Genomic DNA, 13,592 nt, shown 5'->3' with positions numbered 1-13,592 from the left:
GAGAGTCACGCATGACGCGCAGCCGCAAAATTTTCGCCTGGACGGGCACCACGCTTCTGTTGGTGCTCGCTGTACTGGTCATTGTGATCGTCACTTTCGACTGGAATCGCATCAAGCCCACCCTCAACGAGAAAGTCAGCGAGGCGCTGCATCGTCCTTTCGCCATCAATGGCGATCTGGATGTGCGCTGGACTCGCGAGCCGGAGCTGGGCGGCTGGCGCGCCTGGGTGCCGTCGCCGCACTTCGTTGCAGATGACCTGACGCTGGGCAACCCTGACTGGTCGAAAACGCCACAGATGGTCAACCTCAAGCACGTCGAGTTTCGACTCTCGCTGCTGCCGTTGCTGGTTCAGCAAGTGGTTATCCCGCGCATCGATCTGACTGGCCCGGAAGCGAAGCTGGAGCGTCTGGCTGATGGCCGTGCCAACTGGGTGTTCGATTTGCCCAAATCCGACCCGAATGCCGAGCCGTCCAAATGGGTGATCGATATCGGCGCGATCAAGTTCGACAAAGGGCTGGTCAGTTTCAATGACCAGACGTTGAATGCCAATCTGGATGTGGTTATCGACATGCTCGGCAAACCGATCCCGTTCAGCGAAATCGTGGGCAGCAAAGAGGCGCAAAAAGCGCAGGAAAAGGGCTCCGTGCCTCAGGATTACGCGTTTGGCCTGGCCGTCAAAGGCCAATACCACGGCCAGAAGCTGAGCGGCACCGGCAAAATCGGTGGCTTGCTGGCGCTGAAAGATGCCAGCCAGCCATTCCCTGTGCAGGCGGACGTCAAGATCGGCGACACTCACGCGGTGATCGCTGGCACCCTGACCGACCCGCAAAACCTCGGCGCGTTGGACCTGCGCCTGAAACTGTCCGGCGCAAGCCTGAGCAACCTGTACCCGCTGACTGGCGTGACCTTGCCGGACTCACCGGCTTACTCCACCGATGGACGCCTGGTGGCCAAACTGCACGATCCCGCAGGTGCCAACTTTCGTTACGAAGGCTTCAACGGCAAGATCGGCAACAGCGATATCCACGGCGACCTGGGCTACGTGGCCAGTCAGCCGCGGCCCAAGCTGAGCGGTGTGCTGGTTTCCAATCAACTGCTGTTCAGCGACCTCGCTCCGCTGATCGGTGCCGACTCCAATGCCGCGCAGAAAAAACGCGGTGGCGAGAGCAAGCAGCCTTCGGGCAAGGTCTTGCCGGTCGAGGAGTTTCAGACCGACCGCTGGCGCGCGATGGACGCCGACGTGGAATTCACCGGCAAACGCATCGTGCAGAGCCCTGATCTGCCGTTTACCGACCTCTATACCCATCTTGTTCTCAACGACGGTCAGTTGAGCCTTGAGCCACTGCGCTTTGGCGTGGCGGGCGGCAAGCTGGACGCCGATATCCGCCTCGACGGCCGTAACAAGCCGTTGCAGGGCAGGGCGAAGCTGTCGGCGCGCAACTTCAAACTCAAGCAACTGTTCCCGACCTTTGAGCCGATGAAAACCAGTTTCGGTGAGTTGAACGGCGATGCCGACATCAGCGGCCGGGGCAATTCGATTGCGGCCTTGCTCGGCACTGCCAATGGCGAAATGAAGATGCTGGTCAACGATGGCGCGATCAGCCGCGGCCTGATGGAAATCGCCGGGCTCAACGTCGGCAACTACGTGGTGGGCAAGCTGTTTGGTGACAAGGACGTGAAGATCAACTGCGCGGCTTCCGACTTCGGCATCAAGGACGGGCTGGCGACCAGTCGCCTGTTCGTCTTCGACACTGAAAACGCCATTATTTACATCAGCGGCACGGCGAACATGAAGACCGAGCAACTGGATCTGCAGATCAACCCTGAATCCAAGGGATTCCGTGTGTTATCGCTGCGCTCGCCGCTGTACGTCAACGGCCCGTTTGCCAAACCCAACGCTGGCGTGCAATCCGGGCCGTTGCTGTTGCGCGGAGCCGGCATGGTCCTGCTTGGCGCAACCGTCGGCCCGGTGGCAGGGTTGCTGGCGCTGGTTGCCACGGGTGACAGCGAGCCGAACCAGTGCGGCCCGCTGCTCGAACAAATGCGCACCGGCAAGGCGCCGAAGACGGTGAAGTGATTGCACACTCAAGGATCATCGGTGCGATGCAGGTCTGTGACGCAGAGCGTCACGATCGGCATGCCAAGGGAGCCCAGGGAACGATAGTGGTGCGTCAATCACGCGTTCCAGTTGCCCACAAAAAAAGCCAGGACACAGGTCCTGGCTTTTCACTTGGCGCCGAGTGTTACAGGCCTTCGAGAATATCCGCCATGTCGTCGGCATGCTCCTCTTCCTGAGCAAGGATTTCTTCAAAGATGCGGCGGGTGGTCGGGTCGCTGTCGCCGATGTACTGAATGATCTCGCGATAGCTGTCGACCGCAATGCGCTCGGCGACCAGGTCTTCGTAGACCATTTCTTTGAGCGTGTTGCCTGCAACGTATTGCGCGTGAGAGTTCTTCGACAGCAGGTCCGGGTTGAATTCCGGCTCGCCGCCCAGTTGCACGATACGCTCGGCCAGCTTGTCGGCGTGCTCGGCCTCTTGGGTGGCGTGCTCCAGAAACTCTTCCGCAGCGACGCTGGCTTTCAGGCCGGACGCCATGTAGTAGTGGCGCTTGTAGCGCAGGACGCAAACCAGCTCGGTCGCCAGCGACTCATTGAGCAGGCGCAGTACCGTTTCACGATCAGCGCTGTAGCCTTCGGTGACAGCACCATTCTCAACGTTCTGGCGCGCACGCTGGCGCAGGGTGTTCACATCGGAAAGCTGTGATTGCGGTGCAGAAGTCATCATTTATCTCCAGGGTTCATCAGGTTTTGCTGTCCCGCTCTGTGTGATGCCCGGCAAGATCAGCAAAGGTTGTGAGTGCTGGAGGAGGGGAAAAGTTTTATCGGATTTTCGCCGGTTTGGAAGGTTGTGACTAAATGTAAAAATATAAGAAACGAGCGCGAAACGCTGCGGTCCCAACCATGAGACCCAAATAAATCGTGGAGATACACAATGCTCAAGTTCCTGGGAAGCACCGTCGGCATCATCTTTCTGATCGGCCTGGTCGTGGTTATTGCCCTGTTCAAGCTGGTTTTCTAAAAGAAGCATTCAACAAAAAGCCCGAGGCGTGATGCCTCGGGCTTTTTGTTTTAACGTTGTCCCGTCCTGAATAAGGTTTACACCTTCTGACCTTTCCTCAGGAGGACTCAATGGATTCGGCTAAAAGGCGCAGCCAGCGCGATTACACGCTAGCCTTTAAATTATCGGTCGTAGATCAGGTTGAAAAAGGCGAGTTGAGTTATAAAGAAGCCCAACGATGCTATGGCATCCAAGGCCGGTCGACGGTGCTGGTCTGGTTACGAAAGCACGGTCGACAGGATTGGAGCCAAGGCGCATCAATTCGAGAGCAGAGGAGCAGGTCCATGACCGAGCCAACCCTCCCGCCGACACCCGAGCAGCGGATTAAAGAGCTTGAAGAACAGCTGGAGCTGAGCAATCAGAAGGCTCAGTTCTTTGAAGCCGTCGTCAACGTTCTGAAAAATGACTACGGCGTTTCTGTCGTAAAAAAGCCACCCGGCAAGTCCTCTCGCAAGGGCAAGTCCAAGACCTGAGCATTACCAGGGCTTGCCTGTTCATGGGTATTTCGCGCCAAGCGTATTACAAGCGTAATCGCGCTTTTGACGCGAGAGTCTGCCAAGACCAAGAGGTGGTGGACTTCGTCCTGGAAAAGCGGCGTCGCCAGCCCAGGTTGGGAACGCGCAAGCTGCACTACTTGATGAGCGTCGAAGCTCCTGCGTCGTTGTGCGTGGGTAGAGATCGTATGTTTACTATCCTTCGTGATGCGCGCGAGCTGGTTCCGCGTAAACGGGCTTAACACAAGACCACTCATAGCCATCATCGCTTCCGTCGCCACCCCAACCTGCTCAAAGCAGGTCCAGAACAAGTCGTGGCCAATGGACCCGAACAGGTCTGGGTTGCAGACATAACCTATCTGCCTACGCAGGAAAGCGTGGCCTACGTGAGCCTTGTGACAGATGCGTACTCACGTAAGATCGTTGGCCATCACGTGCATGAGAGCCTGCATACCCAATCGGTGATGAAGGCACTGGAAAAAGCGGTAGGAGAGCGAAAAACCGATCAGATGCTGATTCATCATTCAGATCGCGGCGCCCAGTACTGCTCCGATCTCTATCAGCAGCTGCATACCAGGCATGGAATCCGGTGCTCGATGACTGATGGCTATGACTGCTATCAGAACGCTATGGCCGAGCGAGTAAACGGGATTTTGAAGACCGAGTTTCTACTCCATCGGCCTAAAGACTGGGCAGATGCAGTGAAAATGGTTGACGAATCGGTGCAGATCTACAATGGGGAGCGGCCACACTTATCCCTGAAATACAAAACGCCCGATGCGGTGCATCGGGCGTTTTGAGCGTGAAACAGGTGTAAACCTATTTCAGGACTAGACACGTTATCCAGATTACATCGCTTTTTCGTTCTTCTCGCGCTGTTCGCAGGTCATGAAACCTTTGTTGGTCACACGGCCGTCGCTGTTGAAGCTGACGTGGTAAACCTGTTTGTGGCCATCTTTGTTCATGACGTAGTTGTTGCAGGTGCCGGTATTGACCTTGCGTTCGATGGTCGTCGAGGGCTCGCCGCCGATGGTCAGGACCTGCTGGCGCGTCATGCCGTTTTCGACCTGCTTGACCAGAGGCTCGTTGCGATAAGTGACGTAGTCCACCGGGTTTTGCACGGTTGTGTTGCTGCAGCCAGCCATCGTTGCCAATACAAAGGTCGCCGCGAAGATTTTCTTGTACATCGTTATTGCTCCACATGTCAGAGCCGGTATTGGCCCGGTAGCGCTTGGAGCAGTAAACGGAGAGAAGAGTTCGAAAAAAAGATGGCGATACGGCAGCACCTCCTGCGGCAAGCTGGGCCTTTGAATATTCGCTCGCACGTTCGCCAAAGGCTGAGGTCAATCTGATGGCACGGTCGGCCACTTCGGTCCGACCCTGGGCTCGGTCATCGGTAAGGTTTTTCAGACCGTAGTTCGTTAATCAGCCGATCCTCAGTGACGGCCAGGAAGATGCGATGAGCGATAAAGAACTGTACGAAATCGAGTACACCTTGCTGGGCGAGCACCACGTAGACGTTATCGAGAATCTGGATGTGCCCATTATTGAAGTGGTGCATGAGCTGGCGCTCAAGCACCATGTCGAGCTGGACGATCTTTCAACCGGTGACGCCGGCATGCCCCACGCTGCCGGAATCACCGACGTGTCGATTCATAGCCTGGAGGGCAGTGAAGGCAGCGCGACTGCTTAACTTGCTTTTGACCGCAGCGGAGTCGCCCAGCGTTCTGCGAGGACGACTCCGCACAGGGTCAGCGCTCCGCCAAAGAGGTGGTAGAGCGCCAGTTGTTCGCCCAGCGTCGCCGCTGCAATCAATGCCGTGGCAATCGGCATCAGGTTGAAGAACAGCGTCGTGCGGCTGGGACCCAGGCGCATGATGGCGGTCATCCACAGCCACGGCGCGAGCATGGAGGTGGGGATCGCCGCGTACAGCACCATCGGGATGTTGCTTGCGTTCAGGCCGGTTTTCGACGACAGGATGAACGGCGGCAGCAACACCAGAATCGCCAGCAGAATTTGCACGTATAAAAGCTGCAACGGCGGCAGGCGCAACTGCCACTTTTTCAACAGCGTGCTGTAAACCGCATACGACGCCGCTGCCACCAGCACCATTGCATCGCCTCGATTGACGCCATGTTCGATCAATTGGGCAGGATTGCCCGCCGACACCACAACCACCACGCCTGCGAAAGACAGAATCGCTCCCAGCAGCGCGCCAGAGGTCAGGTGGTTGCCCAGGCAGGCTATCGACAGCCCCAGCGCCATCATCGGCACCAGCGACTGAATGATGCCCATGTTGGTGGCAGTCGTGAGACCTGCGGCGAAATACGCCAGGCTTTGATACATCGCGGTGCCGAGCACGGCTAGGACGAAAATCTTGCCCAGCAGCGGTTTGATCGCCGCACGGTTTGCCCAGACCGGCTTGATCATGAAGGGCGTGAACAGCAAACCTGCCAGCGCCCAGCGATAAAAACCTATTTCAGCCGGAAAGATCACCCCGGCAGAAGCCTTGGTGACAGCAGTATTGACCGCCCAGATGAGCACGGTGATCAGTGGAAAAGCGTATTGCATGAGAGGGTCGTCATCAGAGCGAGGTGCAATTATCCGCCTGTTGGCCGCGAATGCCAGCGGCAATGCGTGATGCGCCGTCATAGGTTGCAACAGCTTGACTACACTTGATTGCAGCCTGTGCCGTCCGGCGCAGTGGACGTGGAGAGTGGATCGATGAAGAAGCTCGGTATTCCTTTGTTGCTTGTGGGCCTGATGGTGTCAGCTCAGGGGTTCGCTGCCACCGCGCAGCAGAACAAGATGACCACTTGCAATGCTGACGCCAGCGCGAAGACGCTCAAGGGGGATGAGCGCAAGGCGTTCATGAGCACTTGCCTGAAAGCTGCGCCGCCGCCAGCGGCCACTCAGCAGGAGAAAATGAAAACCTGTAACGCGACGGCGGGTAGCCAGGCGCTCAAAGGTGACGCGCGCAAGAGCTTCATGAGCGATTGTCTCAAGAAGAAATAATTTTTCGACGCCAGCCTTCACCACAAGCAACAGGCGCGGGTGCAGTAAACACTGCACTTTCGCGCCATTATCGAGCCGATCATAGGGCAGAGGGTCGCGCCTTGTTTTTTCCTGCTTTCGGATCACTGGTTCTCGGTTGAGAAGGCTGGCAGACTGCCCACCTTCCTTGTGTTGCCCTCTGAGGGTCTATGCCAACGTTTTCTGCGCGTCAGGTCTTAATCGCCAGCTGGATTCTTGTGTTTGGCGGTCTGTTGGCAGTGTTGCCGTTCAAGTTGCTGCCCAGTCTGCTGGCCGGTCTGCTGGTCTTCGAGCTGGTCAATATGTTGACCCCCAAATTGCAGCGTCTGATCTCCGGCGAGCGTGCGCGCTGGCTGGCGGTGGCGTTGCTGGGCACGATAATCGTCAGCCTGCTGACGCTGATCTTTGCCGGTGCCATCAGCTTTGTGCTGCATGAAGCAGAAAACCCCGGCGCCTCGCTGGACAAGTTCATGACCCTGGTGGACCGTGCCCGTGGTCAGTTGCCACCGTTTATCGATGCTTACCTGCCTGCCAGTGCGGCAGAATTTCAGGTGTCCCTCGGGCAGTGGCTGCAAAAGCATGTGGGTGAGCTACAGCTGATCGGCAAGGGCGCGGCGCATATGTTTGTCACCATGCTGATCGGCATGGTGCTGGGCGCGATCATCGCCTTGCAGCGCATTTCCGCGGACCATGTGCGCAAGCCGCTGGCCGCCGCACTGTTTGATCGTCTGTATCTGGTCAGCCGCGCGTTTCGTAATATCGTATTCGCCCAGATCAAGATTTCCCTGCTCAATACGGCGTTTACCTCGGTATTCCTGGCTATCGTCCTGCCGCTGTGCGGGATTCATCTGCCGCTGACCAAGACCCTGATCATCATGACCTTCCTGCTCGGCCTGTTGCCGGTGGTGGGTAACCTGCTGTCGAACACGCTGATTTTCATTGTCGGCATGTCGATTTCGATCTGGGTCGCCCTGGCGGCGCTGGGTTATCTGATCGTGATCCACAAGGTCGAGTATTTCCTCAATGCGCGCATCGTCGGCGGGCAGATCAATGCCAGGTCGTGGGAGTTGCTGCTGGCGATGCTGCTGTTCGAAGCCGCATTCGGCCTGCCGGGTGTGGTGGCAGGGCCGATTTATTATGCATATCTGAAGAGCGAGTTGCAGAAGGAAGGGTTGGTTTAAGCCGGTTTGATTGTCTATCGTGCCGGCGCTCCGCGTCGGCACGCATTTGTGGACGCTCCGCGTCCGATCTTGAGCCAGCGGCCCCTAGCCGTAACGCTTCTTCGCTTCAATCGCCAAACCGCTGCCGATGCTGCCGAAGATATTGCCTTCGACGTGGCGGGCGTTGGGCAGCATGGCCGAGACGCTGTTGCGAAGCGCAGGTATGCCGCTTGAGCCGCCGGTAAAAAACACCGTATTGACCTGCTCGACACTTACGCCTGCGTCGTTCAGCAATGTCGTCACGCTGTTGCGCACCCGCTCAAGCTGGGCGTCGATGGCGGCCTCGAACATCACTCGGCTCAGGTCCACGCTCAATCCTGCTTCCACCCGGTCCATCGGCAAATGGCGGTTTTCGGTGTGGGTCAGCTGAATCTTGGTTTCTTCCACTTCCATGGCCAGCCAGTGCCCGGCGCGCTGCTCGATCAGCTTGAACAGGCGATCGATGCCGCCGGTGTCTTCGATGTCGTAACGCATGCTGCCAAGTGCCAACTGGGATTTTTGCGAGTACACGGCGTTGATGGTGTGCCAGGTCGCCAGGTTCATGTGATGGCTGGTCGGCATGTAGGCGCCGCTTTTCATCCGGCTGCCGTAGCCGAACAACGGCATCACGCCTTGCAGGCTCAGCTGTTTGTCGAAGTCGGTACCGCCAATGTGCACACCGCCGGTGGCCAGGATGTCCTGCTCGCGATCAGCATGCGTGCGCCGCTCAGGCGACAGGCGTACCAGCGAGAAGTCCGACGTACCGCCGCCGATGTCGACGATTAGCACCAGCTCTTCGTTTTCGATGGTGGACTCGTAATCGAACGCCGCCGCGATAGGCTCGAACTGAAATGACACGTCCTTGAAGCCGATCTTGCGGGCCACTTCAGCCAGTGTGTCTTCGGCTTCCTGATCGGCCTGTGCGTCGTCATCGACAAAATGCACCGGGCGGCCAAGCACGACCTGTTCGAATTCGCGCCCTGCAGTGTTCTCGGCGCGCTTCTTGAGTTCGCCGATAAACAGTGCCAGCAGATCCTTGAACGGCATCGCCGTGCCCAGCACGCTGGTGTCGTGCTTGATCAGCTTGGAGCCCAGCAGGCTCTTGAGCGAGCGCATCAGGCGGCCTTCATAGCCCTCCAGGTACTCGTGAAGCGCAAGGCGGCCATACACCGGACGGCGCTCTTCGATGTTGAAGAACACCACCGAGGGCAGGGTGATCTTGTCGTCCTCCAGCGCGATCAACGATTCCACGCCGGGTCGTTGCCAGCCGACAGTGGAATTGGACGTGCCGAAATCGATACCGCAGGCACGGGCCGGGGATTGGTCATTCATGTCTTTTACGTTCCAGTCAAAAAACGGCCGCGCAGTTTATGCCAGTGCGGGCAAATTGCGTAGCGCGACACGTCGCTTATATTTGCCGGACGGTATTTGCTGCCGACACTTGAACTGAGGCCGCTCACCCCCAATCTTGAAGGTATTCTCGGTGGACCAGATTGTCGAATACTCGACCCGCCTGTAAATGCGGCTGGCTACCTGTATATTTTCGACGTTAGGTAATCCAGATGCCTCGTGACAGAGGGAGCTGGGCGCGTGACGCCAGCGTATCTGGCTTTGCCGGATAAATCGGATGGGTGATCGTTACATGGATTTCAAAGACTACTACAAGATACTTGACGTAGAGCCGGCTGCTGACGACAAGGCGATCAAGACCGCCTATCGCAAACTGGCGCGCAAGTATCACCCTGACGTCAGCAAGGAAGCCGGCGCCGAAGACAAGTTCAAGGAAGCATCCGAAGCCTATGAAGTGCTCAGCAGCCCTGAAAAGCGCGCCGAGTACGACGAACTGCGCAAGTACGGTCGGCAGGGCCGTCCGTTCCAGACGCCACCTGGCTGGCAAAGCCGTGCAGGCGCGGGCGCAGGCGGATTCGAAGAAACAGCGGATTTTTCCGAGTTTTTCAGTTCCATTTTTGGTGGCCGGCCACAGCAGGGCGGGCGTACCCGTAACCCGGGCCGCAAGGGGCAGGACGTGGAGATGGAACTGGCGGTCTTTCTGGAAGAAACCCTGTCAGGCGAGTCCAAGCAGGTCAGCTTCAAGGTGCCTCAGCACAGCCCCAACGGGCAGCGCATGGGTGATATCACCAAGACCCTGAACGTGAAGATTCCGGCGGGTGTCGTCGATGGCGAGCGCATTCGTCTCAAGGGCCAGGGCGCGCCGGGTATAGGCGGTGGTGCCAATGGCGATCTGTACCTGATCATTCGCCTGGCGCCGCACCCGATGTTCGAGGTCGAAGGCCATGATCTGGTGATTACCGTGCCGCTGGCCCCGTGGGAAGCCGCGCTGGGCACCAAAGTGGCGGTGCCGACCCTGACCAGCAGGCTCAACCTGACCATTCGGCCCGACAGCCAGAACGGTCAGCGCTTGCGGATCAAGGGTAATGGTTTGATGAACAAGAGTGGCGAGCGGGGTGATCTGTATGCCCAACTGAAGATCGTCATGCCCAAACAGACCGATGAAGCGGCACGTGCGCTCTGGCAGAAACTGGCCGACAGCGCTGCGTTCGACCCTCGGGCGCAGTGGAAGGGCTGAGCAGGCAGTCGCTCAGCCCGGCTTGATCTGCCGGATCAGGTTCTCGGCAGCACCACGGTAAACGTGGTGCCATCGCCGATGGTTGATGTCACCGTGATGCTGCCGCTGTGGGCGTTGACCACTTCCTTGACGATAAACAGGCCCAGGCCCAGGCTGGTCGAGGTGCTTTGGGTGTCGCTCTCTTCGCGAATGCTGCGCACCAGCGGGTCGAAAATCGTGCCGATGGCGTCTTCTGCGATCGGTTTACCTTCGTTGTGAACCCTCAGTTCGACGGCGTTCTGACCGCCACTGACCGCGACGGTGATTTCATGGCTGACCGCACCGTGCTGCAAGGCGTTGCCAATCAGGTTTTGCAGCAACTGACCTATTCGTGCGCTGTCCCAATGACCTTTGGTGTCGCCCTCGACCTTCAGCACCGGCACCGAGTTCGGTTGCCCGGCGCACGCTTCCTCGATGGCTTCGCGGCAGGCGGTCGCCAGGTCCATGTGCTTGCGCTCGACCGGCAAGCCCGCGCCCAGACGGCTGCGCACGAATTCAAGCAGGTCGCTGACCATCGAACCCATATGGCGCGTACTGGTCTTGATGCGCGAGATATAAGCCTCGGTTTTCTCATCAGCCGGTATTTTGCGCGCGAGTAATTCGGTGGACATGCTCACGGCCTGCAGTGGTGCGCGCAGGTCGTGGCCCAGAATCGCCAGAAAGATATCCCGCGAGCGCCCGACCCGTTCGGCGTAGGCTGCGGTGGATTCGGCAAGCGCTTCATCGATAGCCTCGTTGAAGCGGATCACGTCCTGAAAGTCGGCAGGCTGTGGCGCATCCAGGCTTTCGGCCCACAGACGAATGACGCTGGCACGCAAATGGCGGAACTCGGACGTCATCTGCACCAGATCAAAGCCGACTTCGTGGCGCAGTTCACCGTGGCTGCTGGCGGCTTCGTCCAGGCTTGGCGTCTTGTTCAACTCCTCGCCCCGAGCCTTGGCGATCTCCTCGCTCTTGCTCTGTGCGGTTGTCATGTCGCGGGCCGCAGCCAGCAGAATCGACCTGGCGTGATCGCGCAGCTCCAGTTTGCTCATTGAATCGGCTGCGGGTTTCAGGGTTTTGGCGAAGTCTTCCCACTCATCGACAATGCGATCCACATGAACAACGATGAATTCGGAAAGGCGCATGGCCGTTTACCTTGCTGGAGAGGCGTGACGAAAGATGGCGCATATTATCGCTTTTACAGGGCACGACAAACAGAGTGTTTACTGTCAATTCTTCAATACACCGCAAGAGATTCCTGAATGTGTGGGTCAACCGCGCGTTGCATTCAAGCAAAGGGGCGATCTGGTCGCCCCTTGTGCTTCTTTCAGGCAGGCCTAAAACAGAAAATACCGCTGCGCCATTGGTAGCACGTCCGCAGGTTCGCACCACAGCAACACACCGTCGGCCTTGACCTGATAGGTCTGTGGGTCGACTTCGATGTCCGGCAGGTAATCGTTGTGGATCAGGTCTTTTTTCTGCACGGTGCGGCAGCCTTTGACCACGCCGATCTGCTTCTTCAAGCCCAGTGTTTCCGGCACGCCCGCGTCGAATGCGGCCTGGCTGATGAAGGTCAGGCTGGTGGCGTGCAGCGAGCTGCCGAAGCTTGCGAACATGGGGCGGTAGTGGACCGGTTGCGGCGTCGGGATGGAAGCGTTGGCGTCGCCCATCAGGCTGGCGGCGATGGCACCGCCCTTGAGGATCAGGGTCGGTTTGACGCCGAAGAACGCCGGGCGCCAGAGCACCAGGTCCGCCCATTTGCCGACTTCAATGGAGCCCACTTCATGGCTGATGCCGTGGGTGATCGCCGGGTTGATGGTGTATTTGGCTATGTAGCGCTTGGCGCGGAAGTTATCGTTGCCTGGGCCATCCTGCGGCAGCGGGCCACGCTGTTTCTTCATCTTGTCGGCGGTTTGCCAGGTGCGCATGATCACCTCGCCAACCCGCCCCATGGCCTGGCTGTCGGAGCTGAGCATGGAAAACGCGCCCAGGTCGTGGAGGATGTCCTCGGCGGCAATGGTTTCGCGGCGAATGCGGCTTTCCGCGAAGGCCACGTCTTCGGCGATGCTCGGGTCCAGGTGGTGGCAGACCATGAGCATGTCCAGGTGCTCGTCGATGGTGTTGCGGGTGAACGGCCTGGTCGGGTTGGTCGAGCTTGGCAGCACGTTGGGTGAGCCGCACGCCTTGATGATGTCCGGCGCATGGCCGCCACCGGCACCTTCGGTATGGTAGGTGTGGATTGTGCGGTTCTTGAACGCTGCCAGGGTGGTTTCGACAAAACCTGACTCGTTGAGCGTGTCGGTGTGGATTGCGACCTGCACGTCATATTCGTCCGCCACGCTCAGGCAGTTGTCGATGGCGGCCGGGGTGGTGCCCCAGTCTTCGTGCAGTTTCAGGCCGATGGCACCGGCCTTGACCTGTTCGATCAGCGGGCCGGGCAGGCTGACGTTGCCCTTGCCGGTGAAACCGATGTTCATCGGGAACGAGTCCGAGGCCTGGAGCATGCGCGCCATGTGCCACGGGCCGGGCGTTACGGTGGTCGCGTTGGTGCCGGTGGCAGGGCCGGTGCCGCCGCCGATCATGGTGGTCACGCCGCTCATCAGCGCTTCTTCGATCTGCTGCGGGCAGATGAAGTGGATGTGCGTATCGACGCCGCCGGCGGTAAGGATCATGCCTTCGCCGGCAATGACTTCGGTGGCTGCGCCCACGGCAATGGTCACGTCCGGCTGAATGTCCGGGTTACCGGCCTTGCCGATGGCTGCGATACGGCCGTTCTTGATGCCGACGTCAGCCTTGACGATGCCCCAGTGGTCGATGATCAAGGCGTTGGTGATCAGCGTATCAACCACGTCGGCGGCCAGCAGTTGACCCTGGCCCATGCCGTCACGGATGACCTTGCCACCGCCGAACTTCACTTCTTCGCCGTAGGTGGTGAAGTCTTTCTCGACCTCGATCCACAGCTCGGTATCCGCCAGGCGAACCTTGTCGCCAACGGTGGGGCCGAACATGTCGGCGTAGGCTTGTCTGGAAATCTTCATGGTGATTCCTTATGCGTCGTTGTACGCAAACCCGACTGACTATGACTATCGTGCCAATGCTCCGCGTTGGCATGCATCCCGTGACGCTGCGCGTCACAAA

Annotated in this window: 12 protein-coding genes and 1 pseudogene; 6 read left to right on the top strand and 7 right to left on the bottom strand. The window is 58.6% G+C overall.

What is annotated here, in order from left to right:
- Positions 1–11 precede the first annotated feature (11 nt).
- Positions 12–2,078 (top strand): AsmA family protein, encoded by a 2,067-nt coding sequence (locus tag PSPTO_RS25365; protein ID WP_011105228.1) that lies wholly within the window; start codon positions 12–14, stop codon positions 2,076–2,078.
- Positions 2,079–2,244: 166 nt separating this feature from the next.
- Here PSPTO_RS25365 and PSPTO_RS25360 read toward each other — a convergent pair whose 3' ends face one another.
- Both PSPTO_RS25360 and PSPTO_RS25355 read right to left on the bottom strand, forming a co-directional pair.
- Positions 2,245–2,784: a ferritin-like domain-containing protein gene (locus PSPTO_RS25360; RefSeq protein ID WP_003376387.1), complete on the bottom strand. Its 540-nt coding sequence runs from the start codon at positions 2,782–2,784 to the stop codon at positions 2,245–2,247.
- Between the two features lie 3 nt (positions 2,785–2,787).
- Positions 2,788–3,090 carry a hypothetical protein gene (locus PSPTO_RS25355; protein WP_007244626.1) on the bottom strand — a complete coding sequence of 101 codons (303 nt, stop codon included), beginning with the start codon at positions 3,088–3,090 and terminating at the stop codon, positions 2,788–2,790.
- 101 nt (positions 3,091–3,191) lie between these two features.
- Between PSPTO_RS25355 and PSPTO_RS25350 the strand changes: the two are divergent.
- Positions 3,192–4,414 (top strand): annotated as a pseudogene (locus PSPTO_RS25350) (IS3 family transposase).
- Between the two features lie 48 nt (positions 4,415–4,462).
- Here the strand turns inward: PSPTO_RS25350 and osmE are convergent.
- Positions 4,463–4,801 carry an osmotically-inducible lipoprotein OsmE gene (gene osmE, locus PSPTO_RS25345; RefSeq protein ID WP_005763077.1) on the bottom strand — a complete coding sequence of 113 codons (339 nt, stop codon included), beginning with the start codon at positions 4,799–4,801 and terminating at the stop codon, positions 4,463–4,465.
- Between the two features lie 272 nt (positions 4,802–5,073).
- Here osmE and PSPTO_RS25340 point away from each other — a divergent pair, with 272 nt between their 5' ends.
- A complete protein-coding gene (locus PSPTO_RS25340; protein WP_005763080.1) occupies positions 5,074–5,307 on the top strand; it encodes a hypothetical protein in 234 nt (77 codons plus the stop codon).
- On the opposite strand, the gene PSPTO_RS25335 is transcribed toward PSPTO_RS25340, so the two are convergent.
- Positions 5,304–6,185 (bottom strand): DMT family transporter, encoded by an 882-nt coding sequence (locus PSPTO_RS25335; protein WP_011105226.1) that lies wholly within the window; start codon positions 6,183–6,185, stop codon positions 5,304–5,306. The two genes, PSPTO_RS25340 and PSPTO_RS25335, sit on opposite strands and share 4 nt — an antisense overlap.
- A gap of 153 nt (positions 6,186–6,338) precedes the next feature.
- Between PSPTO_RS25335 and PSPTO_RS25330 the strand changes: the two genes are divergently transcribed.
- Both PSPTO_RS25330 and PSPTO_RS25325 read left to right on the top strand, forming a co-directional pair.
- Positions 6,339–6,629: a PsiF family protein gene (locus PSPTO_RS25330; RefSeq protein WP_011105225.1), complete on the top strand. Its 291-nt coding sequence runs from the start codon at positions 6,339–6,341 to the stop codon at positions 6,627–6,629.
- 188 nt (positions 6,630–6,817) lie between these two features.
- Complete coding sequence (locus PSPTO_RS25325; protein WP_011105224.1) at positions 6,818–7,828, top strand: AI-2E family transporter; 1,011 nt, start codon at positions 6,818–6,820, stop codon at positions 7,826–7,828.
- A gap of 84 nt (positions 7,829–7,912) precedes the next feature.
- Here PSPTO_RS25325 and PSPTO_RS25320 read toward each other — a convergent pair whose 3' ends face one another.
- Positions 7,913–9,178: an Hsp70 family protein gene (locus tag PSPTO_RS25320; protein ID WP_003376398.1), complete on the bottom strand. Its 1,266-nt coding sequence runs from the start codon at positions 9,176–9,178 to the stop codon at positions 7,913–7,915.
- 310 nt (positions 9,179–9,488) lie between these two features.
- On the opposite strand from PSPTO_RS25320, the gene cbpA reads away from it, so the two are divergent.
- Positions 9,489–10,433, top strand: coding sequence for a curved DNA-binding protein (gene cbpA, locus PSPTO_RS25315; protein ID WP_005763092.1), 945 nt, complete (start codon positions 9,489–9,491; stop codon positions 10,431–10,433).
- Positions 10,434–10,468: 35 nt separating this feature from the next.
- On the opposite strand, the gene PSPTO_RS25310 is transcribed toward cbpA, so the two are convergent.
- Positions 10,469–11,599, bottom strand: coding sequence for a sensor histidine kinase (locus PSPTO_RS25310; RefSeq protein ID WP_011105223.1), 1,131 nt, complete (start codon positions 11,597–11,599; stop codon positions 10,469–10,471).
- 192 nt (positions 11,600–11,791) lie between these two features.
- Positions 11,792–13,492, bottom strand: a complete 1,701-nt coding sequence (gene ureC / locus PSPTO_RS25305) for an urease subunit alpha (RefSeq protein WP_005763096.1) — start codon at positions 13,490–13,492, stop codon at positions 11,792–11,794.
- Between the last annotated feature and the right edge of the window lie 100 nt (positions 13,493–13,592).

Source organism: Pseudomonas syringae pv. tomato str. DC3000, from assembly GCF_000007805.1.
Lineage (GTDB): Bacteria > Pseudomonadota > Gammaproteobacteria > Pseudomonadales > Pseudomonadaceae > Aquipseudomonas > Aquipseudomonas avellanae.
The sequence above is the reverse complement of the archived record's forward strand: the minus strand, read 5'-3'. Positions and strand labels throughout refer to the sequence as shown.

Coding starts and splice junctions, on each gene's coding strand:
- PSPTO_RS25340 (WP_005763080.1), top strand. CDS start 5,074: ATGAGCGATAAAGAACTGTACGAAATCGAGTACACCTTGCTGGGCGAG.
- osmE (WP_005763077.1), bottom strand. CDS start 4,801: ATGTACAAGAAAATCTTCGCGGCGACCTTTGTATTGGCAACGATGGCT.
- PSPTO_RS25360 (WP_003376387.1), bottom strand. CDS start 2,784: ATGACTTCTGCACCGCAATCACAGCTTTCCGATGTGAACACCCTGCGC.
- PSPTO_RS25325 (WP_011105224.1), top strand. CDS start 6,818: ATGCCAACGTTTTCTGCGCGTCAGGTCTTAATCGCCAGCTGGATTCTT.
- cbpA (WP_005763092.1), top strand. CDS start 9,489: ATGGATTTCAAAGACTACTACAAGATACTTGACGTAGAGCCGGCTGCT.
- ureC (WP_005763096.1), bottom strand. CDS start 13,492: ATGAAGATTTCCAGACAAGCCTACGCCGACATGTTCGGCCCCACCGTT.
- PSPTO_RS25330 (WP_011105225.1), top strand. CDS start 6,339: ATGAAGAAGCTCGGTATTCCTTTGTTGCTTGTGGGCCTGATGGTGTCA.
- PSPTO_RS25320 (WP_003376398.1), bottom strand. CDS start 9,178: ATGAATGACCAATCCCCGGCCCGTGCCTGCGGTATCGATTTCGGCACG.
- PSPTO_RS25355 (WP_007244626.1), bottom strand. CDS start 3,090: ATGCTTCTTTTAGAAAACCAGCTTGAACAGGGCAATAACCACGACCAG.
- PSPTO_RS25335 (WP_011105226.1), bottom strand. CDS start 6,185: ATGCAATACGCTTTTCCACTGATCACCGTGCTCATCTGGGCGGTCAAT.
- PSPTO_RS25365 (WP_011105228.1), top strand. CDS start 12: ATGACGCGCAGCCGCAAAATTTTCGCCTGGACGGGCACCACGCTTCTG.
- PSPTO_RS25310 (WP_011105223.1), bottom strand. CDS start 11,599: ATGCGCCTTTCCGAATTCATCGTTGTTCATGTGGATCGCATTGTCGAT.